This is a genomic window from Humibacter sp. RRB41 (assembly GCF_022761015.1).
In the GTDB taxonomy this organism is placed as follows: Bacteria; Actinomycetota; Actinomycetes; order Actinomycetales; family Microbacteriaceae; genus Humibacter.
In genome coordinates, this window is record NZ_JAKWJQ010000001.1 from 58,668 (window position 1) to 83,371 (window position 24,704).

Annotated in this window: 28 protein-coding genes; 17 read left to right on the forward strand and 11 right to left on the reverse strand. The window is 69.1% G+C overall.

The annotated features are described in order from the left end of the window. Positions 1-15: 15 nt before the first annotated feature. The 3 genes from MJ603_RS00285 to MJ603_RS00295 form a co-directional block, all read right to left on the reverse strand. Entirely contained in the window at positions 16-522 is a 507-nt protein-coding gene (locus MJ603_RS00285; RefSeq protein WP_243061670.1) for a GbsR/MarR family transcriptional regulator, read from the reverse strand. Between the two features lie 77 nt (positions 523-599). Beyond that, complete coding sequence (locus MJ603_RS00290; protein ID WP_243061671.1) at positions 600-2,216, reverse strand: ABC transporter permease; 1,617 nt, start codon at positions 2,214-2,216, stop codon at positions 600-602. Next, the gene (locus tag MJ603_RS00295; protein ID WP_243061672.1) at positions 2,213-3,157 is read right to left on the reverse strand and encodes an ABC transporter ATP-binding protein; all 945 of its coding nucleotides are present in this window, start codon (positions 3,155-3,157) and stop codon (positions 2,213-2,215) included. Before MJ603_RS00295 ends, MJ603_RS00290 begins: the two co-directional genes overlap by 4 nt. 229 nt (positions 3,158-3,386) lie before the next feature. On the opposite strand from MJ603_RS00295, the gene MJ603_RS00300 reads away from it, so the two are divergent. Next, positions 3,387-4,721 (forward strand): MATE family efflux transporter, encoded by a 1,335-nt coding sequence (locus MJ603_RS00300; RefSeq protein WP_243061673.1) that lies wholly within the window; start codon positions 3,387-3,389, stop codon positions 4,719-4,721. A gap of 3 nt (positions 4,722-4,724) precedes the next feature. Here the strand turns inward: MJ603_RS00300 and MJ603_RS00305 are convergent, their stop codons facing one another. Continuing rightward, on the reverse strand, positions 4,725-5,840 hold the full coding sequence (locus MJ603_RS00305; RefSeq protein WP_243061674.1) for a LacI family DNA-binding transcriptional regulator: 1,116 nt from the start codon (positions 5,838-5,840) through the stop codon (positions 4,725-4,727). Between the two features lie 411 nt (positions 5,841-6,251). On the opposite strand from MJ603_RS00305, the gene MJ603_RS00310 reads away from it, so the two are divergent. After that, positions 6,252-7,571 carry an MFS transporter gene (locus MJ603_RS00310; RefSeq protein ID WP_243061675.1) on the forward strand — a complete coding sequence of 440 codons (1,320 nt, stop codon included), beginning with the start codon at positions 6,252-6,254 and terminating at the stop codon, positions 7,569-7,571. 86 nt (positions 7,572-7,657) lie between these two features. Further along, a complete protein-coding gene (nucS, locus tag MJ603_RS00315; protein WP_243061676.1) occupies positions 7,658-8,353 on the forward strand; it encodes an endonuclease NucS in 696 nt (231 codons plus the stop codon). Between the two features lie 87 nt (positions 8,354-8,440). Here nucS and MJ603_RS00320 read toward each other — a convergent pair whose 3' ends face one another. Then, positions 8,441-8,788, reverse strand: coding sequence for an Lsr2 family protein (locus MJ603_RS00320; protein WP_243061677.1), 348 nt, complete (start codon positions 8,786-8,788; stop codon positions 8,441-8,443). A 263-nt stretch (positions 8,789-9,051) separates the two neighbouring features. On the opposite strand from MJ603_RS00320, the gene MJ603_RS00325 reads away from it, so the two are divergent. Beyond that, the gene (locus MJ603_RS00325; protein WP_243061678.1) at positions 9,052-9,726 is read left to right on the forward strand and encodes an HAD hydrolase-like protein; all 675 of its coding nucleotides are present in this window, start codon (positions 9,052-9,054) and stop codon (positions 9,724-9,726) included. A 45-nt stretch (positions 9,727-9,771) separates the two neighbouring features. On the opposite strand, the gene MJ603_RS00330 is transcribed toward MJ603_RS00325, so the two are convergent. The 4 genes from MJ603_RS00330 to MJ603_RS00345 all read right to left on the reverse strand — a co-directional run bounded on the left by MJ603_RS00330 (position 9,772) and on the right by MJ603_RS00345 (position 12,969). Then, positions 9,772-10,836, reverse strand: a complete 1,065-nt coding sequence (locus MJ603_RS00330) for an NAD(P)/FAD-dependent oxidoreductase (protein WP_243061679.1) — start codon at positions 10,834-10,836, stop codon at positions 9,772-9,774. Continuing rightward, positions 10,833-11,372 carry an isoprenylcysteine carboxyl methyltransferase family protein gene (locus MJ603_RS00335; protein WP_243061680.1) on the reverse strand — a complete coding sequence of 180 codons (540 nt, stop codon included), beginning with the start codon at positions 11,370-11,372 and terminating at the stop codon, positions 10,833-10,835. The genes MJ603_RS00330 and MJ603_RS00335 overlap by 4 nt, the downstream gene beginning before the upstream one ends. Next, positions 11,369-12,475, reverse strand: a complete 1,107-nt coding sequence (locus tag MJ603_RS00340) for a 3-oxoacyl-[acyl-carrier-protein] synthase III C-terminal domain-containing protein (RefSeq protein ID WP_243061681.1) — start codon at positions 12,473-12,475, stop codon at positions 11,369-11,371. The genes MJ603_RS00335 and MJ603_RS00340 overlap by 4 nt, the downstream gene beginning before the upstream one ends. 122 nt (positions 12,476-12,597) lie before the next feature. Continuing rightward, on the reverse strand, positions 12,598-12,969 hold the full coding sequence (locus MJ603_RS00345) for a glyoxalase superfamily protein (protein WP_243061682.1): 372 nt from the start codon (positions 12,967-12,969) through the stop codon (positions 12,598-12,600). A 125-nt stretch (positions 12,970-13,094) separates the two neighbouring features. Here MJ603_RS00345 and MJ603_RS00350 point away from each other — a divergent pair, with 125 nt between their 5' ends. From MJ603_RS00350 to crcB, 4 genes are read left to right on the forward strand one after another with little or no spacing between them, the layout of a single operon-like run. Then, positions 13,095-14,084 (forward strand): YafY family protein, encoded by a 990-nt coding sequence (locus MJ603_RS00350; protein WP_243061683.1) that lies wholly within the window; start codon positions 13,095-13,097, stop codon positions 14,082-14,084. An 8-nt stretch (positions 14,085-14,092) separates the two neighbouring features. Further along, a complete protein-coding gene (locus tag MJ603_RS00355; RefSeq protein ID WP_243061684.1) occupies positions 14,093-14,641 on the forward strand; it encodes a universal stress protein in 549 nt (182 codons plus the stop codon). Beyond that, the gene (locus MJ603_RS00360) at positions 14,638-15,105 is read left to right on the forward strand and encodes a CrcB family protein (protein ID WP_243061685.1); all 468 of its coding nucleotides are present in this window, start codon (positions 14,638-14,640) and stop codon (positions 15,103-15,105) included. The genes MJ603_RS00355 and MJ603_RS00360 overlap by 4 nt, the downstream gene beginning before the upstream one ends. Beyond that, positions 15,102-15,479 (forward strand): fluoride efflux transporter CrcB, encoded by a 378-nt coding sequence (gene crcB, locus MJ603_RS00365; protein WP_243061686.1) that lies wholly within the window; start codon positions 15,102-15,104, stop codon positions 15,477-15,479. The genes MJ603_RS00360 and crcB overlap by 4 nt, the downstream gene beginning before the upstream one ends. Before the next feature lie 40 nt (positions 15,480-15,519). On the opposite strand, the gene MJ603_RS00370 is transcribed toward crcB, so the two are convergent. After that, complete coding sequence (locus MJ603_RS00370; protein ID WP_243061687.1) at positions 15,520-16,086, reverse strand: TetR/AcrR family transcriptional regulator; 567 nt, start codon at positions 16,084-16,086, stop codon at positions 15,520-15,522. A gap of 128 nt (positions 16,087-16,214) precedes the next feature. Here MJ603_RS00370 and MJ603_RS00375 point away from each other — a divergent pair, with 128 nt between their 5' ends. Then, complete coding sequence (locus MJ603_RS00375; protein WP_243061688.1) at positions 16,215-16,781, forward strand: hypothetical protein; 567 nt, start codon at positions 16,215-16,217, stop codon at positions 16,779-16,781. A gap of 53 nt (positions 16,782-16,834) precedes the next feature. Beyond that, positions 16,835-17,140 (forward strand): EthD family reductase, encoded by a 306-nt coding sequence (locus MJ603_RS00380; protein ID WP_243061689.1) that lies wholly within the window; start codon positions 16,835-16,837, stop codon positions 17,138-17,140. 35 nt (positions 17,141-17,175) lie between these two features. Here the strand turns inward: MJ603_RS00380 and MJ603_RS00385 are convergent, their stop codons facing one another. Next, positions 17,176-17,925 carry a FadR/GntR family transcriptional regulator gene (locus tag MJ603_RS00385; protein WP_243061690.1) on the reverse strand — a complete coding sequence of 250 codons (750 nt, stop codon included), beginning with the start codon at positions 17,923-17,925 and terminating at the stop codon, positions 17,176-17,178. A 108-nt stretch (positions 17,926-18,033) separates the two neighbouring features. Here MJ603_RS00385 and MJ603_RS00390 point away from each other — a divergent pair, with 108 nt between their 5' ends. Genes MJ603_RS00390 through MJ603_RS00420 form a run of 7 tightly spaced genes read left to right on the forward strand, consistent with a single transcriptional unit; the run spans position 18,034 to position 24,637 of the window. Beyond that, a complete protein-coding gene (locus tag MJ603_RS00390; RefSeq protein WP_243061691.1) occupies positions 18,034-19,791 on the forward strand; it encodes a dihydroxyacetone kinase family protein in 1,758 nt (585 codons plus the stop codon). After that, complete coding sequence (locus tag MJ603_RS00395) at positions 19,788-20,258, forward strand: ribose-5-phosphate isomerase (RefSeq protein WP_243061692.1); 471 nt, start codon at positions 19,788-19,790, stop codon at positions 20,256-20,258. The genes MJ603_RS00390 and MJ603_RS00395 overlap by 4 nt, the downstream gene beginning before the upstream one ends. Then, the gene (locus tag MJ603_RS00400; protein ID WP_308220548.1) at positions 20,252-21,034 is read left to right on the forward strand and encodes a triose-phosphate isomerase family protein; all 783 of its coding nucleotides are present in this window, start codon (positions 20,252-20,254) and stop codon (positions 21,032-21,034) included. The genes MJ603_RS00395 and MJ603_RS00400 overlap by 7 nt, the downstream gene beginning before the upstream one ends. Continuing rightward, on the forward strand, positions 21,031-21,825 hold the full coding sequence (locus tag MJ603_RS00405; RefSeq protein WP_243061693.1) for a sugar phosphate isomerase/epimerase: 795 nt from the start codon (positions 21,031-21,033) through the stop codon (positions 21,823-21,825). Before MJ603_RS00400 ends, MJ603_RS00405 begins: the two co-directional genes overlap by 4 nt. Next, the gene (locus tag MJ603_RS00410) at positions 21,822-22,676 is read left to right on the forward strand and encodes a phosphogluconate dehydrogenase C-terminal domain-containing protein (protein WP_243061694.1); all 855 of its coding nucleotides are present in this window, start codon (positions 21,822-21,824) and stop codon (positions 22,674-22,676) included. The genes MJ603_RS00405 and MJ603_RS00410 overlap by 4 nt, the downstream gene beginning before the upstream one ends. Before the next feature lie 3 nt (positions 22,677-22,679). After that, complete coding sequence (locus MJ603_RS00415; protein WP_308220571.1) at positions 22,680-22,844, forward strand: SDR family oxidoreductase; 165 nt, start codon at positions 22,680-22,682, stop codon at positions 22,842-22,844. Positions 22,845-22,861: 17 nt separating this feature from the next. After that, complete coding sequence (locus tag MJ603_RS00420) at positions 22,862-24,637, forward strand: hypothetical protein (protein WP_243061695.1); 1,776 nt, start codon at positions 22,862-22,864, stop codon at positions 24,635-24,637. Positions 24,638-24,704: the final 67 nt, after the last annotated feature.

Sequence of the window (24,704 nt, forward strand, 5' to 3'; positions counted from 1 at the left end):
CGCGCTTATCAGCCGCTAATCCACGTTGGATTCGCCGGCAGCCTTGCGCTGCTCGCGCTCCTGCCTGACCTGCTCGTCCCACTCGCCGAGAAGTTCCGGCAAGCGATGCTGGATGAACCGCATGAAGTCGGCCATTTCTTGCACGCGCTGGCCGGCATCCGATTCGAGGCCGCCCACCGAGTCGACAGCGGCCTCGCTCATCGTGACCATCGCATCGAAGATGCGGCCCTCGGCCATCGATGCGGCATACCAGGCGTTGTGAGGCAGCACGTAGAGATCGCGTCTGCTACCGGGAATCGACACCCGGTTGAGCATCGCGAGGGTCTGCAGGTAGCGCACGGCGCCGGAGACGGCGGCGGCACTGGCATCCAGCCGGTCGGCGAGTTCGGCTGCCGTCAGGCCGGTCTCCGCCGCCGTGAGAGTCATGAGCACGCGAGCCGGCATGCGGGGAAATCCGGCGCCGGTCAGCAGCGCGGCGGCGCGTTCGACATACTCGCGCACCTGCTGCTCGTCTCGCGCCACGTTTCCTCCCCCTCTATTCTGCCGGTCCGGCGGCACCCCTCGCCGCCGGACCGTTTGCGGCGCCTCGCGACGCGCGATCAGCCGTTCGATACGAGTCCGCGCCGGGTGAAGATCGCCCCCGCCGCGACGAATGCGACGATGGCGATCGCGATGAGCCACCAGGTACCGCTCCAGTCCGCCGATGCGAGCGGCGGCACCGGAGTGTGCGCCGTCGGAGCGATCTGTCGCACCCAGTCGGGAAGGTTGAGCAGGCTGCCGAACTCGCCGAGCACGAGCCCGATGCCGAACACGATCCATCCGACCGCGATGGTCAGCTTCGGCAGCACGGCGAACACCAGAGCCGTCACGCCCATGTACACCGCGACGGCCGGCAACTGGGCGATGGCCAGCACCATGGTCTGCCCGAACAGGTCGCCGTCGATGTTCGCCAGGGTGCCTCCTGCCACGAGGCCGGCGAGCACCAGGATGACGGCGGATGCCACCAGCCCGACCACCACGTACGACACGAACCAGCGCAGTCGCGATACGGGCGTCGCCAGAACGGTCTCCGCCGTGGTGGCGGCCTCTTCCTGCCGAAGTCGCATCGCGGTCTGCACGGCGGCGCCCGCAACCACCAGCCCGATCAGCGCGATCATCACGCCGACGAACACCTCGAACACCGTGCCCTTGCCGGTTCCCATCTCCTCGATGGCCTTCGAAACGTCAGGGTTCTTGCTGATGCTGTCGTTCAGCGTCTTGCCCAGTCCGCCGATTGCGGCGGCTCCGAGCACGGCGCCGATGCCCCACCCGATGATCGAGCCTCGCTGCAGACGCCAGGCGAGCCCGATCGGGCCGCGCAGGGCCGACGACCCCGTCGCCCGGCCGAGCCGGGAGGCGACCAGGCCGGCGCCGGTGTCGCGCGCGCCCTGAAGCATCCAGGCGATCACGACGAGAACGGCGCCGAGCGCGAGGCTGAGCAGCCCCGGCCACCACAGGTTCTGCGTGAACGGAAGCGTGCGCAGCCCCCAGCCGATCGGGCTGAACCAGATCGCGGCGCCTGGCGTGACGTGCAGCCCGTCGCCCGAAACCGTGCCCGCCGCATTGCCCGCGGCGGCGATCACCCAGAACAGTCCGATCGCGGCGGTGCCCCACCCGTTCGCCGCGCGCGAGGTCGAGAAGATCTGCGCGAACAGCAGGCCGATTCCGAAGAACGCCAGACCGGTCGTGGCCAACGACCAGCCGAGCACGATGGAACCGTAACCGTCATAGCCGGTCGCGATCGCCGCGAGAGCTCCGAAGAGTCCGACGCCGACGTTCGCCAGCACGGCGAGCACGAGCGTCGACACGGTCATCGACCCTCGGGATGCCCGGGTGGCGAGCACGAGCTCGGTACGTCCGGCCTGCTCATCGGCCCTGGTGTGCCGCACGGCGAGGAACGTGTTCATGAACCCGACGAGGATGCCGAGGTAGGCCCCGATCTCCATGACGAAGAACGCGCCTGCCGACGCGCCGTCGGGATCCCCGCGCAGAGCCAGCAGGGTCGGGTCTGCTGCGGCGAGACGGATCACCGCGGTACGCAGCGATTCCGTGTTGTACGTCGACGAGAGCGCCGCGGCGACGAACAGCACGCTGAACGCCATCACGACGACCCAGACGGGCATCAGCACGCGGTCCCTGCGCAATCGGAACCGCAGCAGCGTTGCGGTGGCGCTCATCGCGACACCTGCACGAGCGAACTGTCGGCCGCGGTGATCTCGTCGCCGTAGTGGCGAAGGAAGAGCTCCTCGAGAGACGGGGGGGTGATGGTCAGCCCCTGCACGCCGAGCGCGCCGAGGCCCGGGAGCGTCGACGCGACATCCGAGCTGTCCACCGTGAAGTGGATGCGATCGGATGCCTCGACCACGTCGTGCGCAGACGGGATCGCCTCGACCGCCGCGACGCTCACGCCGTCCGCCGCGAACGACACCTCCGTGCGCGTCAGGTGCCGCAGCTCGGCGAGACTGCCGGACTCGACCGCCTTGCCGGCCCGGATGATCGTCACCCGGTCGCAGAGCGCCTCCACCTCGGAGAGGATGTGGCTGGAGAGCAGGATGCTCGCGCCATCCTTCTTTCGAATGCGCGTCACCTCCTCGGAGAAGACGGCCTCCATCACGGGGTCGAGGCCACTGGTCGGCTCGTCGAGGATGTACAGGCGCGCCGGAACGGCGAACGCCGCGATCAGCGAGACCTTCTGCCGGTTGCCCTTGGAGTAGGTCGCTGCCTTCTTGCGCGGATCGAACTGGAACGCCTCGACCAGCCTGGCGCGGCGCTGCCGGTACTCGCCGGTTCCGGTGTCGGCACCGCGGAGCCGTGCGATGAGGTCGATGGTCTCGCCGCCCGACAGGTTGGGCCAGAGCGCGACGTCGCCCGGCACGTAGGCGATGCCCTGGTGCAGGCGGCTCGCCTTGCCCCACGGGTCGTCGCCGAACACGCGTGCCTCACCGCCGCTGGAGCGGATCAGGCCGAGCAGCACCCTGATCGTCGTCGACTTGCCGGCGCCGTTCGGCCCGAGGAAGCCGTGCACCTCGCCCTCGGCAACCGAGAGGTCGAGACCGTCGAGAGCGTGGACGCGGCCGAAGCGTTTCTGCAGGCCGCGGGTTTCTATTACTGAGGTCATGAGCGAGACGCTACGCCCATTTCACAAATTTGTGAATTATCCTAACGGAATCCTGACGACCGCCCCAGACCACCTCCACCCGAGGCCCCGGCCACCCGGCGCATCGCGACCCGCCACCGGTCGTGTTCGGGCTGTGGCGACCAGCCGTCTACAAAAGTAGCCCCCTGGCGAGCCATCGGCCTGAAAAAGTACGACCGCTGCGGGCGGCAGGGGCCACTACGTTCGAAGGATGCCCCGCCGCGCCGTCGACCGCGAGATCATGCGGCTCGCGATCCCCGCATTCGGTGCTCTCGTCGCAGAGCCGCTCTTCCTGCTGGCCGACTCCGCCCTGGTCGGACACCTCGGCGCCACTCCACTCGCCGCTCTCGGCATCGCCGGCGCCCTGCTGCAGACGATCGTCGGCCTCATGGTGTTCCTCGCCTACGGAACGACGCCGGCCGTCGCCAGGCGCCTTGGCGCAGGGCAATCGCGCGAAGCGGTCGAGGCGGGCATCGACGGACTGTGGCTGGCGCTCGGCATCGGCGCGATCCTGGCGATCGCCGGCGTCTTCGCGACGCCGTGGCTGGTCTCGCTGTTCGGGGCGGCTCAGGATGTCTCGGCGCAGGCATCCGCCTACCTCGCCATATCGATGGCCGGGCTCCCTGCCATGCTCATCGTGTTCGCGGCGGCCGGGCTGCTCCGGGGGCTGCAGGACACGCGCACGCCGCTGGTCGTGGCATCCGCGGGGTTCGCCGCGAACATCGCGCTCAACGCGCTGTTGATCTATGGCGTGGGACTCGGCATCGTCGGATCGGCGACCGGAACGGTGATCGCGCAGTGGGGCATGGCGGCCGCCTACCTCGTCGTCGCGGTGCGGCACGCCCGGCGGGTCGGGGCGCGGCTGGGGGTGAGGCCGGCGGGCATCCGCGGGCTGTCGGGCGCCGGATGGTGGCTGTTCCTGCGCACGGCCAGCCTGCGCGTCGCGATCCTCTTGGCGGTGTTCCTCGCCACCGGCATCTCGGCCGACGCCCTCGCCGGATGGCAGGTGACGATGGCGGTCTACAACGCGGTCGCGCTCGCCCTCGACGCGCTGGCGATCGCTGCGCAAGCGCTCGTCGGACGCGACCTGGGCCGAGGCGATCTGGATGCCGTTCGTGCCGTTCTGCACCGCTGCCTCTGGTGGGGCGTCGGCGGCGGGGCCGTGTTCGGCATTGTGCTGATCGCGCTGAGCCCTGTGCTCGGCTGGGTGTTCACCAGCGATCCCGCCGTGCTGCAGATTCTTCCCGTGCCGCTCGCGATCATCGGAGCGACGACCCCGCTCGGCGGCTATGTGTTCGTGCTCGACGGGGTGCTGATCGGTGCCGGGGATGCCCGCTACCTCGCCGTCACCGGCCTGGCGAACCTCGCGGTGTTCGCTCCGCTGGCGTGGCTGGCCCTCGCCTTCGGCGGTGGCGGCGCGGCCTCGCTCGGCTGGCTGACGCTCGCCTTCGGTCTGGGGTATCTCGGCGCCCGCGCCGTCACGCTCGGACTGCGCGCCCACGGCCACCGCTGGATGGTGGCAGGCGCGGTGCGCCCCGCCCCCTGAGCATCAGGCGATCGGGGCAGACGGCGGCGGAGCCGTGGTGTTGCCGACGCGCAGCACGCTCGTGAAGGAGACGGACTCGGCCTCGCGGCCCTCGAGCATCCGCACGATGGCCCTGCCTGCTGCTCGACCCTTCTCGTAGGCCGGCTGCTCGAGCGTCGTCAGCTCGTACGGCCAGAGGCCGTCGACGCGCACGCCGTCGAATCCGATCACGCTCAGCTCGTCGGGAACCTTGATGCCGAGCTCCTCCGCGCCCCGGATCACGCCGGCGGCGAGCAGGTCGCTCTGCGCGATGATCGCGGTGGGGCGCTCGTCCGCAGGGCCGGACAGCATCTCCCGCGCCGCACGCACACCCTCGTCGACGAAGCTTCCGGCAGCGGCGTGGGCGACGGCATCCGGGAACACGGCCCTCGCGCCCTCCAGGCGCTGCAGGGCGGTCGCCGAGGAACTGATCGCGAGAAGCTCGTCGGTGACGAGACCCCTGTGGTGTGCTGCATCGAGCGGAAGCGTGACGATGCCGACCCGCCCGTGCCCGAGCTGCCGCAGGTGCTGTGCGCCGCGTTCCGTCGCGTCGCGGTTGTCCTGCTCGATGACGAGCACCCCCTCGACCGGGAAGCCCTCGATGGCCACGACGGGCAGTCCCCTGTCACGCAGTGCCGAGATGCTGTCTGCGAGCCGAGGGGTGCATCCCATCAGCACGGCGGCATCCATCGGCGCATCTTCGACCGTGACCGGGTGTGCGGGCTGCACGGGCATGGCCTTCACGCCGGCGAGCTGTTGGGCCGGCCCGGACGCCGCGAGAATCAGGAGCGCAGCATCGATTCGGCCGATCTCCTCGGCGATGCCGTCGAACTGGGCGATCTGGATCGGGTCGCGGAACGCCTCTCGCACCCGCTCCTCGATCACGACGCCGATGATCCCCGACCGGCCGCGACGTAACGATCGCGCCCGAGGGTCGGGGCCGGCGTAGTGCAGTTCGCGAGCCGCAGCAAGCACTCGCTCCTTCGTGGCGTCGGCCACGGGGCCGGAGCCGCTGAACGCGAGGGAGGCGGTCGACGCCGAGACGCCGGCGCGTGCCGCGACGTCGGCGAGAGTCGGGCGGCTGGAATCGTGATCGGGCATCCGACTCCCTTTCTGAGACCGGGATCGGGCGGCGATCACCAGCCTCGTGCATGGGTGCCGATTCCGCGAGCTCGAGGGCGTCAACGGAACCGGTTGGAGTGTGTGCGAACGCGCCGGCCGCACACCTGGAGCACCCTCCTTGACGGTGGGCATCCGATTCGCTAGCTTAGGCGACAGGCGCGATCGAATCGATTCGAGTGTACTCGGCACGATGAGCTCAACCTCCGGTGGGTTGCGGATGAATCGCGTCTCGCGCAGTAATGCGGCGGGGGCGCCGCGTCGCGCGCAGTCCGCAACGCCCATCCCGAGGCGACCACCAGGGTTCCGGTGGTCGCCTCGGGATGCCGGCGAAGCGGCCCGACTCGCCCTCCCTCCAGCACCGTCAACCCGACGCAGACCAAGAACGAACAGATGGCACGCACCGCACCCACTACCGCACGACCGAACGTCGCTCCCGAGCTGAAGGCATGGCGCAACGCGCTTTTCGTCGTCTTCATCGTCAGCGGACTCTTCCTCTCGAGCTGGGTTTCGCGCGTGCCAGGCGTGCGCGATTCGCTGCACCTGTCGACGGATGTCGTCGGGCTGATCCTGCTCGGCGTCTCGATCGGCGCCATCGTCGGCCTCACCGTCGCGCCACCGCTCCAGGCGCGCTTCGGCACGCGGGGCGGCATCACGATCGTGTTGATCGCCGCCGGCCTGGGACTCGCGGTTGTCGGCTTCGGTGCCACCGTGCTCGCGTCCTTCCCCGTCGTGGTCGTCGGCCTCGCGCTTCTCGGCCTCGGCAACGGCGCCGTCGACGTGATGATGAACGTGTCGGCGGCCGCTGTCGAGAAGCGCATCGGGCGCACCATCATGCCGCTGATGCACGCCTGCTTCAGCATCGGCACCGTGGCGGGAGCCGGCATCGGAGCCGCCTGCGCCGCACTCGGCATCTCGATCTTCTGGCACTTCTCCGTCATGGCCGTGATCACGATCGTCGCGGGCATCGTCGCCGTGCGGTTCGTGCCCAACACGCAGGACGTTCTCGATGACGACGCAGCGAAGGCATCCCTCGACACGTTCGACGACCCCACCGTCGCCGTCGGTCCGCGCCGTCGAACCTTCCTCGAGACCGTCAAGTCGCAGGTCGTCGTCTGGGCTGACTGGCGTCTCGTACTGATCGGCGTCGTCATGCTCGGCATGGCGTTCACCGAAGGGTCCGCGAACGACTGGATCGCACTCGCCTCCGTCGACGGCCACGGCCTCGACAATGCAGGGGGCGCGCTCGTGCTCGACGTCTTCGTCGCTGCCATGACCGTCGGCCGCCTCATCGGCGGTCCGGCCGTCGACCGCATCGGACGGGTCTGGTCCATTCGTATCACCGCGGCTCTCGGCGTCATCGGCCTGCTGCTGTTCATCCTCGTTCCGTCACCGGGCGCGTACATCGCGGGTGTGGTTCTGTGGGGCCTCGGCGCATCGCTGGGGTTCCCGCTCGGCATGTCCGCAGCGGCCGACGACGAACGGAACGCGACGGCTCGGGTCGCGGCGGTCGCGATGATCGGCTACCTCGCGTTCCTCGCCGGCCCGCCGATCATCGGGTTCCTCGGCCAGCAGTTCGGCATCCTGAACGCCCTGTACGTGGTTCTCGTGCTCCTCGTCGCGGCGTTCTTCTGCGCACCGGCGCTCCGCCACCGAGAGCCCAGGCTCGCCGAGCGGATGCCGCAGCCCGACCCCCAGCACGACCCCGCCTGAGCCGCCCTCCGACCCGGACGACCGCCCGAGCGGCGTTCGCAGGATGGGAACGCCGACACGTCGCCGGCATCGGATAGCCTCGACGGGTGCGATTGGTTGTTGCCCGGTGTTCGGTGGACTATGCGGGACGCCTGAGCGCCCACCTTCCTCTGGCCACCCGGCTACTCGTGATCAAGGCCGACGGCAGCCTGCTCGTGCACTCCGACGGCGGTTCGTACAAGCCGCTGAACTGGATGAGCCCGCCCTGCACCTTCGCGGTCTCCGAGCCGGACGATGTGCAGACGGATGCCGGTGCCACTGAGATCTGGACCGTCACCCACACGAAGACCTCCGACCGTCTCATCGTGAGCGTGCACGAGGTGCTGCACGATTCCAGCCACGAACTCGGCATCGACCCTGGACTGCAGAAGGACGGCGTCGAGGCTCACCTGCAGAAGCTGCTTGCCGAGCAGCTCGGACTGCTGGGTGATGGCCACACGCTCGTGCGGCGCGAGTACATGACGGCGATCGGGCCGGTGGACATCCTCGCCAGGGACGGCGACGGACGCTCCGTGGCCATCGAGTTGAAGCGCCGCGGCGACATCGACGGCGTCGAGCAGCTGACGCGGTATCTCGAACTCATGAACCGCGATCCGCTGCTCTCACCAGTCACCGGGGTGTTCGCTGCCCAGGAGATCAAACCGCAGGCGCGCACGCTCGCCGAAGATAGGGGCATCCGTTGTCTCGTACTCGACTACGACGCGATGAAAGGCGTCGACAGCGGAGTTCCGACGCTCTTCTGACGACTGGTTCGCGCTACTGCCGCGAGCTTCTCGTCAACTAATGAGGAGCGCGCGACGAATGCAGAGCGTCGAAGCGCGGCCGTCGATTCAGTTGCTTGCGCGGTATTCCTCGAGAAGCACCGCGGGAATGCGGCCCCGGTCCGAGACCTTGTGGCCCTTCGCGCGAAGCCATTCGCGTGCGGCACCGAGGTCTTCCTTCGAAGACGTGCGAGCGGTGCGCCCGGTAGCGAGCCCGGGACGGGTGCCGCGCGCGGTGCGCCGACCGGCGTCGACATAGCGCTGAACGGCGGCGCGCAAGGCGCTCGCGTTCGCGTCGGTCAGATCGATCTCATAGGAGATGCCGTCAAGGGCGAAAAAGACGGTCTCGCCCTTTCCGTTCTCGATTTCGATGCCGTCGATATCGTCGACCAAGACCACAGTGGTTTTCTTTGCCATGACTCAACCCTACGGAATGCACGGGCAATTGCGAAAGTCATCGGCAGACAATGTGGATATTCGATTCCTCCACACGGCGAATACACCGGTGAATTCGATACGACTTCTGCGAATTAGTGAACTTGTTTGCGAATGGACGGGCGTCCATGATTCATCCGTGGCCGGTCGCCACCGCTAGCCGATGCCGGCTCGACAACGACGTTGACCTGACTCTCGTGAAAAGGTCGTAACATGGCCGGGCCATGAGTATCCCGACTTCCATCATGAGCGAACAGTCCCCCCAGACCACCAGAGCGTGGTCCGCTGTGCTGTTCGACCTCGACGGCACCCTGACCGACTCCGCCCCCGGCATCACCGCATCGCTCGCCGGCGCACTGGAGGAGATCGGCCGACCCGTCGATGACCCCGACTCCCTGACCGCTCACGTCGGGCCGCCTCTCACCGAGACGTTCAGTGCACTGGGCCTCGACGACGACGAGGCCGTAAGAGCCACCGCCGCCTACCGTGCGCGCGCCGACTTCACCGACCTGCACGACAACGCCGTGTTCCCCGGCATGCTCGGAGTGCTTCGCGCGCTGCAGGATGCCGGCATCCCGATCGCGCTGGCGACGAGCAAGCCCGTCAGCCGCGCCACCCGCATCATCGAGCACTTCGGCCTGCTGCCCTACTTCGATGTCATCGGCGCCGCAGGCGACGACGGCACCCGCAACAGCAAGGCCGAGGTCATCAGATGGGTGCGCGAGCAGCTGGATGCCCACGGCGTCGACACCTCGAACCTCGTGATGGTGGGCGACCGCGGCCACGACGTGCTCGGCGCTGAGGCGAACGGCATCCCTGTCGTGCTCGTCGAGTGGGGCTACGGATCACCGGTCGAGGCCGTCGGCGCCACCGCCATCGTGCACTCGGCCGACCAGCTGCGCACCCTGCTCTTGAGCTGACCGCCCGCCCCGCTGGTCACCCTCGCTACTCGACCAGCGATGAGCTCAGCGGGCCAAGCGCTCGACTATTCCCGCGTACACCCGCGGCAGCCGAACGGCCGTCGGCACGATCGCCGTTCGCAGCGGCGATCCGGCAGCCGTGACCAGCCCGCCGGTCAGCATGCGGAAATCCCGCGTGATGTGCGTCCACTCCCGCTCGTAACCTCGCGGGTCCTCTGCCACGACCGCCGCGACGGCCGCTTCGGCCTGCGCGATTCCGAGCCGTAGCCCCTCACCGGTGAGCGCGTCGACGTATCCGGACGCGTCGCCGACCAGCAGCACCCGGCCCGCCGTGCGAGCACGCGTGCGCTGCTGTAGAGGCCCGGCACCGCGCACGTGGCCGACCTGGGCGGGAGACTCGCCATCAGCGTCCGCTCCGATCCGCTCGGCCAGCTCTGGCTCGTCGGCGAGCGCCGACTCGAAGCTCGCACCCCGACGACCGAGCAACGCGAGTCCGACGAGGTCGGGTCCGAGTGGCGTGACGTAGAACTCGGCGCTCGGCGTCCAGCGCACCTCGATCAGATCGCTCCACGGCGCCAGCGCGTAGTGCCTGCGCACTCCGAATCGGCGGCGGGATGCCCGCTGCGGCCCCGCACCGAGCCCGACGAGCTCCCGCACACGCGAGTGCAGCCCGTCGGCGCCGACCACGTGCGCGGCTGTCAGAGTCTCGAGGCCTGGACCGCCCAGAATGACGTACGAGTCGTGCTGGGTGATGGCATCCGCTCGACCCCGCACGACACGGATGCCTCGCTCCGCCACCCGAGCAGCGATCGCGGCATGCAGCGTCGTGCGCTTCACGCCACGGCCGATGCCGCGCTCGAACCGGTGTTCTGCGCGCCGCGCACCCTGCACATACGCGACTCCGAGAAGATCGGCGCCTGGAGGCTCGAGGCCCAGACGGCGCAGCAGTCGCCACGCGCCCGGCATCAGGCCCTCGCCGCACGCCTTGTCGATCGGCGCCTCGCGCGGTTCGATCACCACGACGTCGAGCCCTGCGTCGGCGGCGAACAGCGCCGTCATCAGCCCGATCGGACCGCCACCGACGACGGCGACCTGAACGTCGGGCGTCACCCGCGCCCCGGTGGTCGAGTGGCAGTGGCGAGATCCGACAGCGCGCGTTCCTCTGCGGGAATGCGGAACCCGCCGAGGAACACCGCATTCAGCACCGTGAAGGCGATGGCCGTGATCCACCCCGTGTACACCAGCGGCAGAGCGGCACCCTCGACCGCGACGGCCAGATAGTTCGGATGCGGCAGCCACCTGTACGGCCCGCGAGTCACCGCGCTCAGCCCCGGCACGACGATGACACGCGTATTCCACTGCGGGCCGAGCGTGCGGATGCACCACCAGCGCAACGCGTTCGCGAGCAGCACGAGCGCCAGCATCGGCCAGCCCAGCCACGGCAGGAAGACGCGGCCGGCGAACCAGACCTCGGCGAGGCAACCTACGAGCAGCCCGACGTGCAGCACGATCATCGGCGCCACCTGCCCGCGGGCGTATTCCTTGCCGCCGTGCGCGAACGACCACCTGGCGTTGCGCGCAGAGACCACGAGCTCGGCGACCCGCTCGAACCCCACGAGCACGATGAACGCGGTGTACCAGATCACGCGGCGATATTCCCCGACGCATCCTCCAGCGGGGCAGGATGCTCCGGCCAGCGCAACAGCACGAGCTCGGCCGTCACGCCGGGGCCGAGCGCGAACAGCAGGCCGGTCTCCCCCGGCGCAGGGGTGCGGAGCGCGTCGGCGAGGATGCCCAGCACCGCGGCCGACGACTGGTTGCCCGTCGCGGCAAGCGCGCGCCAGCTCGGCGCCAGTGCGGCATCCGTCAGTCCGAGGGCCGTGGCGAACGCCTCGAGCACCTTCGGGCCGCCGGGATGCGCGAGCCACGTCGACACGTCGCCGACGCTGAGACCGTGCTCGCCGAGCAGCGCGTGAACATCCCCGGCGAAGTGCTTCGCTATCACGTCAGGAACGCCGGCGCTGAGCACGATGCGGAAGCCGCTGCCGCCGATGTCCCAGCCGATCACATCCTCGGTCTGCGGATAGAGACTGCTGCGGGTATCGATCACGTCCGGGCCGTCGAGGCCGCGTTCTGCGGCGAAGTCATCGCCGACGACCACCACAGCGGCGGCACCGTCACCGAACAGCCCGCTGGCCACGATGTTGGCCATCGAGTCGTCACCGAGCTGCACGGTCAGCGAACACAACTCGACCGAGACGAGCACGGCGACGTCGTGCGGATGCCCGACCAGGTAGTCGTGCACGCGCGCCAGCCCCGCGGCGCCCGCAACGCATCCGAGGCCGAACGACGGCAGCCGCTTCACGTCACTGCGCATGCCGACGCGGGTCGCCAGCTGCGCGTCGATCGACGGCGCGGCCACTCCGGTCACCGAGGTGAAAAGCACGAAGTCGACCTCGTCGGCGCGGATGCCGGCCGAGCTCAAAGCATCCCTCGTCGCCTGTTCGGCCAGGTCCGTGCCCGCCGAGATGAAGAGGTCGTTGGCTTCGTGGAACGAGTCGAGGCCGGAGTACCGGTCGAGCTCCATCACGAGGTTGCGGTTCTCGACGCCCGACGACGCGTGGATGCGCCGCATCACGGCGGCCCGCCCAGGATCGTGTGTCAGCAATGGTTCGAGCACACCGGTGATCTCCGCCTGCGAATAGCGGTGAACGGGGACGGCCGGCGCGGCCGCCACGATACGGGACACAGGGGGAAAGTACCACGGGGCTCCCCGGCCATTTGAGCCTCAGGGCGGATGCGCAGTGGGGGCGGTTCACCGCGAATCAGGACATGGGTGACGCCGCGGACATATCCGGTGCGGCGGCCCGATCAGCCTCGCACCGGCATCTGCTGCAGCGTCCACCGGTTGCCGTCCGGGTCCTCGAACGTGACGAACCGGCCCCATGCGAGGTCCTCCACCTCGCTCGCGTCGACGCCGTTGGCGATGAGTTGCTCCCGGGCGGCATCCGCGTCGTCGATCACCATCTGCACACCCCGCTGGCTGCCGACGGGCATCTCGGTCAGACCCTTGCCGAACGCGATCGAGCACGCCGATCCTGGCGGAGTGATCTGCACGAAGCGGATCTCGTCGCTCACGGTCTGGTCATAGTCGACATTGAATCCGAGCTGGTCTGCGTAGAAGTGCTTCGCCCGGTCGACATCGCTCACCGGAACGAAGATGAGCTCGATCTTGAAGTCCATGGGGATTCTCCTTTTCGTTTTCGTTTCGCCTCGATCCGGATGCCGCGGCGCGACTCGAACCGACACCCTCACGCTACGAAGCAATCAGGTCAGATTTCGTCCTGATTGATCGGAGAATGGATGGCATGGCCGCCACCGCATCCCGCGTGCTCGAACTGCTCTCGCTGTTGCAGACCCACCGCCAGTGGCCGGGTCCAGGGCTCGCCGCCCGGCTCGACATCACCGAGCGCACGCTGCGGCGCGACATCGAACGGCTGCGCGAGCTCGGCTACCGCATCGACGCCACGCGCGGTGCCGCCGGCGGGTATCGGCTCGAGGCCGGCGCGCATCTCCCGCCGCTGCTGCTCACCGAGGAGGAAGCCGTGACCGTGGCGGTCGGTCTGCGCTCCGCCGTCGCGCAGGGACTCGTGGATGGCGAGAACACCACCCTGAGTGCGCTGGCGAAGTTCGAGCAATTGCTTCCCCCCGCCCTCCGCGCACGAACGAACGCACTCTCCGCCACGATGCACACGCCATCGATGAGAGGCGTTCCGGTCGCCGCCGAGCTGATCGGCACGCTGGCACTCGCCTGCCGCGACCAGGAGCGCATCCGCTTCCGGTATCGAGCGGCGGACGGCACTCAATCGAATCGCAGCGTCGAACCGCACGCGGTCGTGACGCTCGGCCGCAGTTGGTTCCTCGTTGCGTGGGATCGCGATCGCGATGGCTGGCGCACGTTCCGCATCGATCGCATCGCAGGGGTCTTCGGCACCAGGGTGCGGTTCGAACCGCGGCAGATACCGGGAGGCGACGCTGCGGGGTACGTGCGCACGGGCATCCGCACCGTGAAGGAGCCGCTGCGCGTCGACGTCGTGCTGCACACTCCGATCGACGTCATGCGCGGACGTCTCGGCGGATGGGATGCCGGCCTCGTCGACGACGGACCGGACCGCTGCGTCTGGCCGATCTTCGGCGAGAGCGTTGTCCAGCTGCTCTCCGGACTCGTCTGGGTGCCGGCAGACGTCGAGTACGAACTGCGCGGAGACCGTCGCTTGCTGGCCGAGATCGCCGCGGCATCCGCCCGACCGACCGCGGCGGCGCGCGCGAGGTCGCGCGCCGAAGGCCCGACGGTATAGTGCCAACCATGAGCGAGGCAGCAGGTTCGCAGCCCGGCGGCGATGCGGCATCCGCCCGTCCCGTCCTCGTCGGAGTCATCGCCGACGTGCCCGACGTCGTGATCACCGAGGCAGCGGCGCTTGCGCGCGATCTCGGTGCACCGCTGGTGTTCGCAACGGTCGAGCCCCTTCGGTACTCGATCAGCACGCTGCCCGACGGCTCGGTGCTGTCGATGCCGCTCGATCCCGACGTGGCCGACACGCAGGAGGAGACGTTCGATCCCGACCTGATCGCTCGCATCCGCAGTCTTGTCGCCGATTTTGCGGCCGAGTTCATCGCCCGCGCAGGTGACCCGGCGATCGAGTTGGGCAGGCTGGCAGAGGAGCGGAACGCCCGCGTCATCGCCGTCGGCACCCGCAAGCCGGGGTTCCGAGCGAGCCTCGAGGAGTTCCTCGCAGGATCGATCGCCGTCAGCCTCGCCCACAACCAGGCACGGCCGGTCGTCGTCATTCCTGTCGCGCACACGATCGAGGGCCACGACCCGGCTCGCCGCGGTGACGCACCCGACGCTGCGTGAGCTCGTCGCCCGAGCGGATGCCCCGCCCTCCGCGCCCCCTGCACCTTCGTCCCACAGCGATGCTGGTCGTCTTCGCTGGGGGCGCCGTCGGCACGCTCGCGCGCTACCTGCTCGCCCTCGCGCTGCCGCCGATCGGCGGACTTCCGATCGCCACGCTGCTCGTCAACGTCGTCGGCGCGTTCCTGCTCGGTGCGCTTCTGGGCGGCCTCGCCCGACGCGGTGACGAATCGCGCCGCGGACGCACGCTGCGCCTGCTGATCGGCACCGGCTTCATGGGCGGCTTCACCACGTACAGCTCGCTCGCCGTCGAGACGACACAGCTCTTCGGCGGCGGAAGCGGATGGCTGGGCGCGGGTTACGCGATCGGCACGCTCGTCGTCGGACTCGGGGCATCCCTCGGCGGCATCGCGCTCGGCGGCGCGATCACCCGGCCACGATCGGCGCAGAGCAAGGGCGCACGATGAACCCGGCCGCTATCGCCGCACTCGTGGCCGTCAGCGGCGGCGTGGGCGCAGTCGCCCGTTTCGTGCTCGACGGCACGCTGCGCGGCCGGCTGCGCTGGGTCGTCCCCTCGGGCACCATGATCATCAACGTCAGCGGCTCTCTGCTGCTCGGCGTGCTCACCGGCATCGTGCTGTTCCACGCAGTGCCGACGGACTGGCGCGTGGTGCTCGGCACTGGGTTCCTCGGCGGCTACACCACGTTCTCCACCGCCAGCTTCGAGACCGCCAGGCTGGTGATCGAGCGCAAGGGAGTGGCATCCGTACTGAACAGCCTCGGGATGCTCGTGCTCACCGTGCTCGCCGCGGCCGCAGGTCTCGCCATGGCGTCGCTGTAACCCTCGACGTCGGTTCGGCCGGCCGATCAGGCCGGGTCGATCAGGCCGGGACGCTCGTGCGCGTCAGCGCCCGGGCGCTTCGCAGGAACGACGCTGCGACGGCATCCGGTTCGTCGAGGTAGCCGGCGACCATCGCTCCGTCGCGGATGAGCATGAGGTCGTCGGCGACGCCGCGGGGGTCGTCGAGGCCGAGAGGCCGCACGATGTTCTCGAAGGTGCTCTTGCACCACGCTCGGTGCTCGTCGACCGTCTTGCGTACCGCACTGGCCGGGTCGGGATACTCGGCGGCGGCGTTGATGAACGGGCATCCGCGGAATCCCTGCCCGCATGCCAGCACGCCCAGCTCCTCCGCGATCAGCTGGAACACTCGATCTGCGTCGCCGTCGGCCGCCGCGATCGCAGCGCCGATGCCATCGCGTTCCTGCTCCGCCCGCCGCTGCAGATGCGCGACGACCAGGTCGTCCTTGCTCTTGAAGTGCCGATAGAACGTGACCTTCGTGGTGCCGGCACGCTCGATGACCTTGTCGACGCTGACAGCGCGGAGCCCCTCGGCGTAGAACAGTTCGGTTGCCGCGCCGATCAGAAGCTCCCGCATCGACGTTTTCACGCTCCCGATCATAAATGCTCCCTTCGTCGGCACTTGCGGCGATCACCCTTCGCTGTCTATCGTTACATCAAGTAGAGTGACTAGTCATTCTACACGGTCTCACCGCCCTCGACAGAAACGGATCTCGCATGACAACCGCCACAACAGAAGAACGGCCGGCGACGTTCGCCGCCGCGCTCCGGAACCTCTACTACGTGAGGTTCGGGTTCGCCATCATCTGGGCTGTTCTCGTCGCTTTCACCGCTTCGACCATCGGTCCGTTCAGCGCGGTCCTCCTGGTTCTCTACCCGGCCTTCGACCTTGTGGCGGCGATCGTCGATCACCGCGCCTCGCGTGCGACTGCGTCCGCACCGCTACTGTTCGTGAACATGGGGCTCAGCCTCCTCGCCGCCATCGCCCTCGGATTCGCCGTCACCGCGGGAGTCACCGCAGTGCTGGTCGTCTGGGGCATCTGGGCCGTCACCGCCGGCGCCGTGCAGTTGATCGTCGCCATCACGCGCTACCGCTTGGGCGCCCAGTGGCCGATGATCCTCAGCGGAGGCATCTCGGTGCTCGCCGGCGTCGGCTTCATGCTGATGTCCGCCGGCTCCACCTCCCTGGTAGGACCCGCGGGCTACGCGACGCTCGGCGGCATCTTCTTCCTCATCTCGGCCATCCGACTGCAGCGCTCCGCGAAGCGTGACGCAACGGCATGACCCTCAAGCCACCACCAGCTCCATTCGAGCGACCAAGAGAAAAGGAACGCATCATGGCAACGAAGATCACCCTCATCATCGACAACCCGGCCGACCCGGCCGCGTTCGAGAGCGCCTACCCGAAGATCGAGGAGCTTGCAGGCCGGCTGCCGGCACTGCGCCGACTCGAGGCCGCGAAGGTCTGGCCGAAAGAAGACGGCACACCGACCCCGGCGCACCGCACGCTCGACCTGTACTTCGACAGCTACGACGACGCCTCAGCTGCCGTCGCGGTCCCGGCCGCCGGTGCGTTCTTCCAAGAGCTGGCGGGCACCGGTGTCACCTTCACCGGACTGTTCTCGGACATCGAGAAGGCCTGACCCAGCGGTCGGCGGGCCGCTCCACTCGACACCACTCACCCCGCCGCGTCGGCGGTGCTGCGCGACGCGATGCGTGCGGACGCCGTCGCCATGTGCACCGCCATTGCGGATGCCGCCGCATCGGCATCACCCGCGCGCACCGCTGCCGCGATCGTCTCGTGCTGGGCGAGCGCCGTCTCGGCGGCATCCGCTGACTGCACCGCCCGGTCCGCGTAGACCTGCAGCAGCGATCTGACCACGTTCAGCAGGTCGGAGAGCAGCGCGTTGCCGCAGATGGATGCCAGCGCATCGTGGAACTCGCTGTCGGCTTTCGCGAAAGCGCGCAGGTTGGCCAGCGAGTCGCGCATCCGATCGAGCGAGCGATCGAGCCGCTGCCGACCTTCGGTGTCATCACGCATCGCCGCGAGTCTCGCGATGTAGATCTCGAGGCCGGAGCGCACCTCGAGCAGTTCTTCCGTGTTCTGCTGGCCGATGAGCAGCCCCCAGCGCAGCGTCTGAGGCAGGAGTTCGCTGGCCGTTCCACGAAGGTAGGTGCCGGAGCCGGGACGCACGTCGACGATGCCCAGGATCTCCAGCGCTGCCAGCGCCTCTCGCACAGCAGACCGCCCGACCGCGAGCGTCGAGGCGAGCTGTCGCTCCGGCGGCAGCCGTGTGCCCGGCTCGAGATCGCCGCTGGTGAAGAGGTCGAGAAGACGGCGCGCGACCTCGGAGACCGGCGTGCCGCTCGGCAGCGCGCCCAGCGCCGCACTGATGGCGGCGGATTGATCTCCTGGATACGCGGGCATGCAGACAACCTACCGTGAGGCCGAGCACTCAGGCTTGCAATTGGTCAACCGGTTTGCCAAACTCGAACCGGCGGGACGACTGCTGCCCACACGATCGGAGAGCACCGAATGACTCGACTGGTGAACGACCCCGCACAGTTCGCCGACGAGGCGATCGCGGGATTCGTGGCAGCCAACGAGCGGTACGTGCACCGCGTTCCCGGCGGTGTCGTGCGGAGCACAGCGGTGCCAGACGGTCAGGTCGCCGTCGTCATCGGCGGCGGATCAGGGCACTACCCGGCGTTCGGCGGTCTCGTCGGCGCCGGCCTTGCACACGGCGCCGCGATGGGCAACCTGTTCGCGTCGCCGTCGACGCAGCAGATCGTCTCGGTCGCCGAGGCCGCGGATGCCGGCGGCGGCATCTTCTTCACGTACGGCAACTACGCGGGCGACGTGCTCAACTTCGATGGGGCGCAGGAGCGCCTGCTGGCTCGGGGCATCCCATGCAAGACCGTGACCGTCACCGACGACGTCGTCAGCGCCTCCCCCGCCCAGAAGCAGAAGCGGCGCGGCATCGCCGGCGACCTCACCGTGTTCCGCAGCGCGGCATCCGCTGCGGAGGCGGGCTACGACCTCGCTGGCGTCGCCAGGATCGCGGCACTCGCGAACGAGCGCACCAGGTCGTTCGGCGTCGCCTTCAGGGGGTGCACGCTGCCCGGTGCCGAGGCTCCGCTGTTCACGGTGCCGGAGGGGCGCATGGCCGTCGGCCTCGGCATCCACGGCGAACCCGGCATCGACGAGACCGGCATCCCGACCGCCGACGGCTTGGCCGAGCTTCTCGTGTCGCGATTGCTCGAAGAGGCCCCAGACGGTCTCGGCGTCGACGGCGCGCGGGTCGTTCCGATCCTGAACGGACTCGGGTCGCTCAAGTACGAGGAGATGTTCGTCGTCTATCGCAGGATCGCCGAGCTGCTCGAGCGTGCCGGCATCGAGATCATCGACCCGCACGTCGGCGAGTACTGCACGAGCTTCGACATGGCGGGCACCTCCCTCACGCTGTTCTGGCCGGACGACGAGCTCGCCGAGTTGTGGGAAGCCCCGGTCGACACGCCCGCATACCGGCGCGGATCGGTCGCCCCTCGCGAACGCGCGACGGCCGCGACCGTCGTCGACGACGAGGCGACGGGCATCCCGCCGAGCGACGACGCGTCGCGCTCTGCAGCTCGCGACGTGCGACGAGCCCTTGAGACGATCGTGGCGACGGTGGACGCGAACGTCGACGAACTCGGACGCATCGACGCCATCGCCGGCGACGGAGACCACGGCATCGGCATGCAGCGTGGTTCGCACGCGGCACTCGCGGCCGCCGTTGTCGCTGCCGACGCCGGAGCGGGCGCAGGCACCACCCTCGGCCGAGCCGCGGACGCCTGGTCCAACAGAGCGGGCGGCACCTCGGGTGCACTGTGGGGCGTCATCTTGACCGCCGTCGCCGAACGACTGGGCGATGACGGCACGCCTGCGGCGAGCGCTGTCGCCGCCGGCGTCGCGGCAGGGGCATCGGGCGTGATGGCACACGGAAAGGCACAGCTCGGCGACAAGACCATGGTGGACGCACTCGTGCCCTTCAGCGCACGGCTCTCTGATGCCGTCGGCACGGGTGCCACTCTCGCCGACGCCTGGCGCGTGGCAGCGGATGCCGCAACGCGGGCTGCAGCCGCCACCGCCGATCTCGTGCCCCGCATGGGCCGTGCCAGGGCGCACGGCCGGCACAGTGTCGGCACGCCGGACCCCGGCGCGCATTCCCTCGCCCTCATCGTGACCGCCATCGGCGAGGTGCTCGCCGACGACCGAACAGATGACCGGACAGACGACAAGGAAGCAACATGACCGAGCCCCTGCGCATCGTGATCGGATCGGACGACGCCGGCTTCGACTATAAGGAGGTTCTCAAGCGCGACCTGGAGCAGAACCCAGGCGTGGCATCCGTCGTGGATGTCGGCGTGGACAGCGACGGCCACACCGCCTACCCGAAGGTCGCCATCGAGGCCGCCGAGCGCGTTGCCCGCGGCGAGGCCGATCGTGCACTGCTGTTCTGCGGCACGGGTCTCGGCGTCGCGATCGCGGCGAACAAGGTTGCCGGCATCAGGGCGGTGACAGCGCACGACAGCTACTCGGTGGAGCGCGGCGTTCTTTCGAACAACGCCCAGGTGCTCACCATGGGACAGCGCGTCGTCGGCCTCGAGCTCGCCCGCCGCCTCGTGCGCGAGTGGCTCACCTATCGTTTCGACACCGGTTCGGCCTCGGCGGCGAAGGTCGCCGTGATCGGCGAGTACGAGACGACGGGATCGTGCTGACGCCTGCCATCACGATCGGCGTCAGCCTCAAGATGTACTTCGGGCACGCCGAGGCGACAACGTGGTTCGGGCGCGTGGCGGATGCCGTGCGCACACACCGGGGGATCGCATCGGGCGCGGTGCGCCTGATCGTCATTCCGACGTACCTCCAGGTGCTGCCGGCCCTCGAGACGTTCGCAGCCTCGCCTGTGCTCGTCGGAGCGCAGGATGTCGCCGCCGCGGACTCCGGCGCGTGCACGGGAGAGGTGTCGGCAGCCGAGCTCGCGGAGGTCGGTGTCTCCTTCGCTGAGATCGGTCACGCGGAGCGCCGCAGCATGTTCGGCGAGACCGACGAGATCGTCGCAACGAAGGCATCCGCCGCCCTGCGCAACGGGCTGACGCCACTGCTCTGCGTCGGTGAGACCTCGAACCTCACGGCGGCCGATGCGACCGCTGCGACAGTCGCCCAGATGGAGGCCGGCCTGGCCGGCGCGCCGGACGGTGCTGTGATCGTCGCGTACGAGCCGGTCTGGGCGATCGGCGCCGCCGAGCCGGCTCCGCGCGAACACATCGCGCGGGTGTGCACAGGACTGCTGGCAGCGCTCGGCACGCTCCCGGGCCGCTCCGGATCCGCGGTGATCTACGGCGGATCCGCCGGGCCCGGCCTGCTGACCGGCCTCGGAGACGCGGTCGACGGTCTCTTCCTCGGCAGGTTCGCGCACGACGTCGACGCCCTGGTCGACGTGCTCGACGAGGCATCCGCCCTGGCCGAGCGGCGCAGCGGAGCGCGCGCGTGATCGGCCTGGGAACCTACGCCTTCTTCTGGCAGCACTCGGAGCGCGCGAAACGTCCGATGTCGCTGATCGACGCGTTCGAGGCGACCAGAGCGCAGGGCGTCGCCCTGTTCCAGATCTGTGATTACGCACCGCTCGACCGGATGACCGATGCGCAGATCGCGGATGCCGCCCGCGCGGCACGCGCCCTCGGCCTGAGCGTTCAGCTCGGCACGAAGGGTCTCGAGCCGGAGCGCCTCGAGCGATTCCTCGCGTTGGCCGAGGCGTTCGACGCCAAGCTCGTGCGCGGCATGCCATACAGCGACGCGTTCCGTCCGACACTCGGCGAGGCCGAGGGCATCCTGCGCACCTGGATGCCGCGCTACGAGGCGGCAGGCGTCGCCTTCGCGATCGAGACGTACGAGCAGATCGCCACCGGCGATCTGGTGTCGCTGATCGAACGGGTCGAGAGCCCGGCACTCGGCATCTGCCTCGATCCGGCGAACGTGGTCGCCCGCCTCGAGCTGCCGAGCGACTGCATCGAGCTGACGGCCCAGCACGTGAAGAACGTGCACGTGAAGGACTTCGCGTTCGCCCGGCAGCCCGGATGGGTCGGCTTCACCTACGGTGGCGCCGCGATGGGCACCGGCCTGCACGACTACCGGCACCTGCTGCACACAGTGCGCCCGCGGGAGCGCGGCGTCGACGAGATCGTCGAGCACTGGCTGAGCTGGCAGGGCGACGCCGAGACCACCATCCGAATCGAGCGGGAGTGGACCCGCACCACCATCGAGTATCTGAGGAGCACACAATGAGCGAGAAGTACACCATCGCCGTGATCGGCGCGGGCGGCAAGATGGGCATGCGCGTCTCGAACAACCTCGTGAAGACCGACCATGTCGTCGCATACGTCGAGAACTCCCCTGGCGGCCGGCAGCGCACACTCGACACCGGTCGCACGCTGACCGATGCCCCGGCCGCGGTCGCGGACGCCGACATCGTCGTCTTCGCCGTGCCCGATCTTGCGCTGCAGTCCGTCACCGCCGACCTGGTACCCAAGATGAAGTCGGGGGCGATCGCGCTGACGCTCGACCCGGCAGCGGCGTACGCCGGCCTGCTGACCGATCGCGACGACGTCATCCGTGCCGTCGCTCACCCCTGCCACCCGTCGATCTTCTTGCAACGCACGACACCGGAGGAGTACGCCGACACGTTCGGCGGCATCGCGGCGCCGCAGGATGCCATCGCGGCCATCGAGTCGGATGACCCGGCCAAGAGGCACATCGTCGAGGCGACGGTACGTGCCATCTACGCCCCCATCATCGACGTGCACTTCGTCACGATCAAGCAACTCGCGCAGCTGGAGCCGACACTCGTCGAGACGGTCGCCTGCATGATCGGGTCGCTCCTGAACGAGGCGCTCTCGGAGGCCGTGAACACGATGGGCGTTCCCGAGGCGGCCGCCCGGAGCATCCTGTACGGCCACACACAGGTCGCGCTCGCGAATGGCTTGCGCGGCGACAACCCGTTCAGCGACGCGTGCCTCATCGCGATGGATTACGGGCGCGAGAGCATCATCAGGGCTGACTGGAAGAAGATCTTCCGCGACGACGAACTCGACAAGAACCTGGCACGGATGCTGCACCTCGACAGCATCGAGCGCTGAACCATCGACGACCCAGATGCCCACGCCGCGATCATCAGGCACATCCCGCTGGGGCGCGCAGGATCGCCGCGCGATGTGGAAGGCATCATGATGTTCCCGTCCTCCGACCACGGCGCGTTCGCGACGGGTTCGGTGTTCGCGGTCGACGGCAGCATGACGACGCTCTGAGCGGAGCAGCACCTCACATGAGCTGGCATGAGCCATCGCGGGCCTGGAGCAGCGGCGACTGGTCGCTGCAGCTGCGCGATGATGAGTTCGCCGAGGTGCGCTTCGACGGCGGCCGCGTGCTGCGCAGCATCCGCGCAGTCGTGCGAGACCACGATTGGAACACCTCTGCGCTCGTGATCGACGACGTCGAGAGCACGGATGCCGCTCTCAGGTTAGCCGTGCACACCGCGGGATTCGGCGCCCGACTGCACGGAACCGTGGTGATCGAGACATCTGAGCATCGTCTCATCGCATCGCTCGACCTCGTCTGCGACGCGGATTACCTGACGAACCGCGTCGGCCTCGTCGTGCTGCACGCGCCGCAGGCGGCCGGACATCCGCTGAGTGTGCTGCACGGCGACGGCACATCCGAGACGACTGCGTTCCCCGAGGCGATCAGCCCGCACCAACCCGTGCGTGACATCGCCGAACTGTGCTGGAGCGACGACGGCATCGAGGCCGATGTGCTGTTCCACGGCGACGTGTTCGAGATGGAAGACCAGCGCAACTGGACGGATGCCTCGTACAAGACGTACAGCCGGCCGCTCTCCCTGCCCTTTCCATATCGACTCGCGGCCGGCCAGCGAGTGCTGCAGCGAGTGGAGGTGAACGCTGCCCGCGTCGAACCGCACTCGGCGCAGCACGACGACGAGATCATCGTGCTCACGCCGGGCGGCGTCTTTCCCGACATCGCCCTCGGGGCCGCGACCGCGCCCTCGTCGCCAGCCGCACCGCCGCCAGAGCCCGACCCGATCGGATCGGCGGTGCTCGTCGAGCTCGATCTGGGCGCCCCGAATTGGCGGGCAGCACTCGACCGCGCCGCGGCGGCCGAACTGCCCCTCGACGTTCGCATCGTGCTCGAGAGCGACGGTGGTGCCGCCGCTCCCAACACGCTCGACCGGGCCGTCGTCGCGCTGCGCGCCCACCAGGTTGCCAGGATCTCCGCCTTCCAGCCCTCTGGTGGCGCGCGCCATGTGTCGGATGCCGCCGCGATCGGCCGCTTGCGCACCGCGATGGCACGCGCCGGCATCTCCGCCCCCGTCGTGGGCGGTGCCCGCTCGCACTTCACCGAGCTGAACCGCGAGCATCACCGCCTTCCGGCAGACCTCGACGGCATCGTCTTCAGCATCACCCCGCTCTTCCACTCGCTGCGCACCGAACAGCTGATCGAGTCACTCCCCGTTCAGCGACGCATTGCACGGCAGGCAGTCGCAGGAGCCGGCGGCCTACCGGTGCACATCGGCCTGATCACTCTGAGACCGCACTTCAACGACGTCGCCACCACGCCGCCTCCACGACCCGGACACGACGACCTCACCGAGGGCTACGGTCCCGAGCTCCTCGAGCTGAGCGATCCGAGACAGGATGCCCGCGAGCTTGCCGCCTGGACGATCGCGAGCGTTGCGGCCCTCGCCGTGCCCGGGGTCGCGACGCTCGCGTACTTCGAGGAGTGGGGTGCCCGCGGCATCCGGTCGGCGTCGGGCGAGGACCTGCCCGTCGCTGCCGCCGTGCGCCGGATGGCGCAGCTGTCCGGGTGCGAGCTGCTGTCGGGAGACAGCGCGGACGGCATGGTCTGGGCGATCGGTGCGGTGACGCCGCACGGCGGACCGGCGCACGGCATAGCGGCCGATCGCGCGGCGATCGTCCTCGTCGCCAACCTCGACGACCGCGTGCGAACGGCGACCGTTCGCACGCCCTCCGGCGTCTCGACGGCGACCGTTCCGGCCGGAGGCTGGGTCGAACTCCCGTCCTGACCACGATCCGATGAGAGGAGATCACGATGTTCGACCGCCGTCGCCGCCGACGGCGGTTCGGCTACGC

Bases quoted from the DNA above. Each gene is read 5' to 3' on its own strand.
- MJ603_RS00305 (WP_243061674.1), bottom strand. From the start codon at position 5,840: ATGCCCGATCACGATTCCAGCCGCCCGACTCTCGCCGACGTCGCGGCA.
- MJ603_RS00320 (WP_243061677.1), bottom strand. From the start codon at position 8,788: ATGGCAAAGAAAACCACTGTGGTCTTGGTCGACGATATCGACGGCATC.
- MJ603_RS00390 (WP_243061691.1), top strand. From the start codon at position 18,034: ATGACTCGACTGGTGAACGACCCCGCACAGTTCGCCGACGAGGCGATC.
- MJ603_RS00350 (WP_243061683.1), top strand. From the start codon at position 13,095: ATGGCCGCCACCGCATCCCGCGTGCTCGAACTGCTCTCGCTGTTGCAG.
- MJ603_RS00385 (WP_243061690.1), bottom strand. From the start codon at position 17,925: ATGCCCGCGTATCCAGGAGATCAATCCGCCGCCATCAGTGCGGCGCTG.
- MJ603_RS00375 (WP_243061688.1), top strand. From the start codon at position 16,215: ATGACAACCGCCACAACAGAAGAACGGCCGGCGACGTTCGCCGCCGCG.
- MJ603_RS00410 (WP_243061694.1), top strand. From the start codon at position 21,822: ATGAGCGAGAAGTACACCATCGCCGTGATCGGCGCGGGCGGCAAGATG.
- MJ603_RS00310 (WP_243061675.1), top strand. From the start codon at position 6,252: ATGGCACGCACCGCACCCACTACCGCACGACCGAACGTCGCTCCCGAG.
- MJ603_RS00290 (WP_243061671.1), bottom strand. From the start codon at position 2,216: ATGAGCGCCACCGCAACGCTGCTGCGGTTCCGATTGCGCAGGGACCGC.
- MJ603_RS00395 (WP_243061692.1), top strand. From the start codon at position 19,788: ATGACCGAGCCCCTGCGCATCGTGATCGGATCGGACGACGCCGGCTTC.
- MJ603_RS00325 (WP_243061678.1), top strand. From the start codon at position 9,052: ATGAGCGAACAGTCCCCCCAGACCACCAGAGCGTGGTCCGCTGTGCTG.
- MJ603_RS00355 (WP_243061684.1), top strand. From the start codon at position 14,093: ATGAGCGAGGCAGCAGGTTCGCAGCCCGGCGGCGATGCGGCATCCGCC.
- MJ603_RS00300 (WP_243061673.1), top strand. From the start codon at position 3,387: ATGCCCCGCCGCGCCGTCGACCGCGAGATCATGCGGCTCGCGATCCCC.
- MJ603_RS00420 (WP_243061695.1), top strand. From the start codon at position 22,862: ATGAGCTGGCATGAGCCATCGCGGGCCTGGAGCAGCGGCGACTGGTCG.
- MJ603_RS00295 (WP_243061672.1), bottom strand. From the start codon at position 3,157: ATGACCTCAGTAATAGAAACCCGCGGCCTGCAGAAACGCTTCGGCCGC.
- crcB (WP_243061686.1), top strand. From the start codon at position 15,102: ATGAACCCGGCCGCTATCGCCGCACTCGTGGCCGTCAGCGGCGGCGTG.
- MJ603_RS00380 (WP_243061689.1), top strand. From the start codon at position 16,835: ATGGCAACGAAGATCACCCTCATCATCGACAACCCGGCCGACCCGGCC.
- MJ603_RS00345 (WP_243061682.1), bottom strand. From the start codon at position 12,969: ATGGACTTCAAGATCGAGCTCATCTTCGTTCCGGTGAGCGATGTCGAC.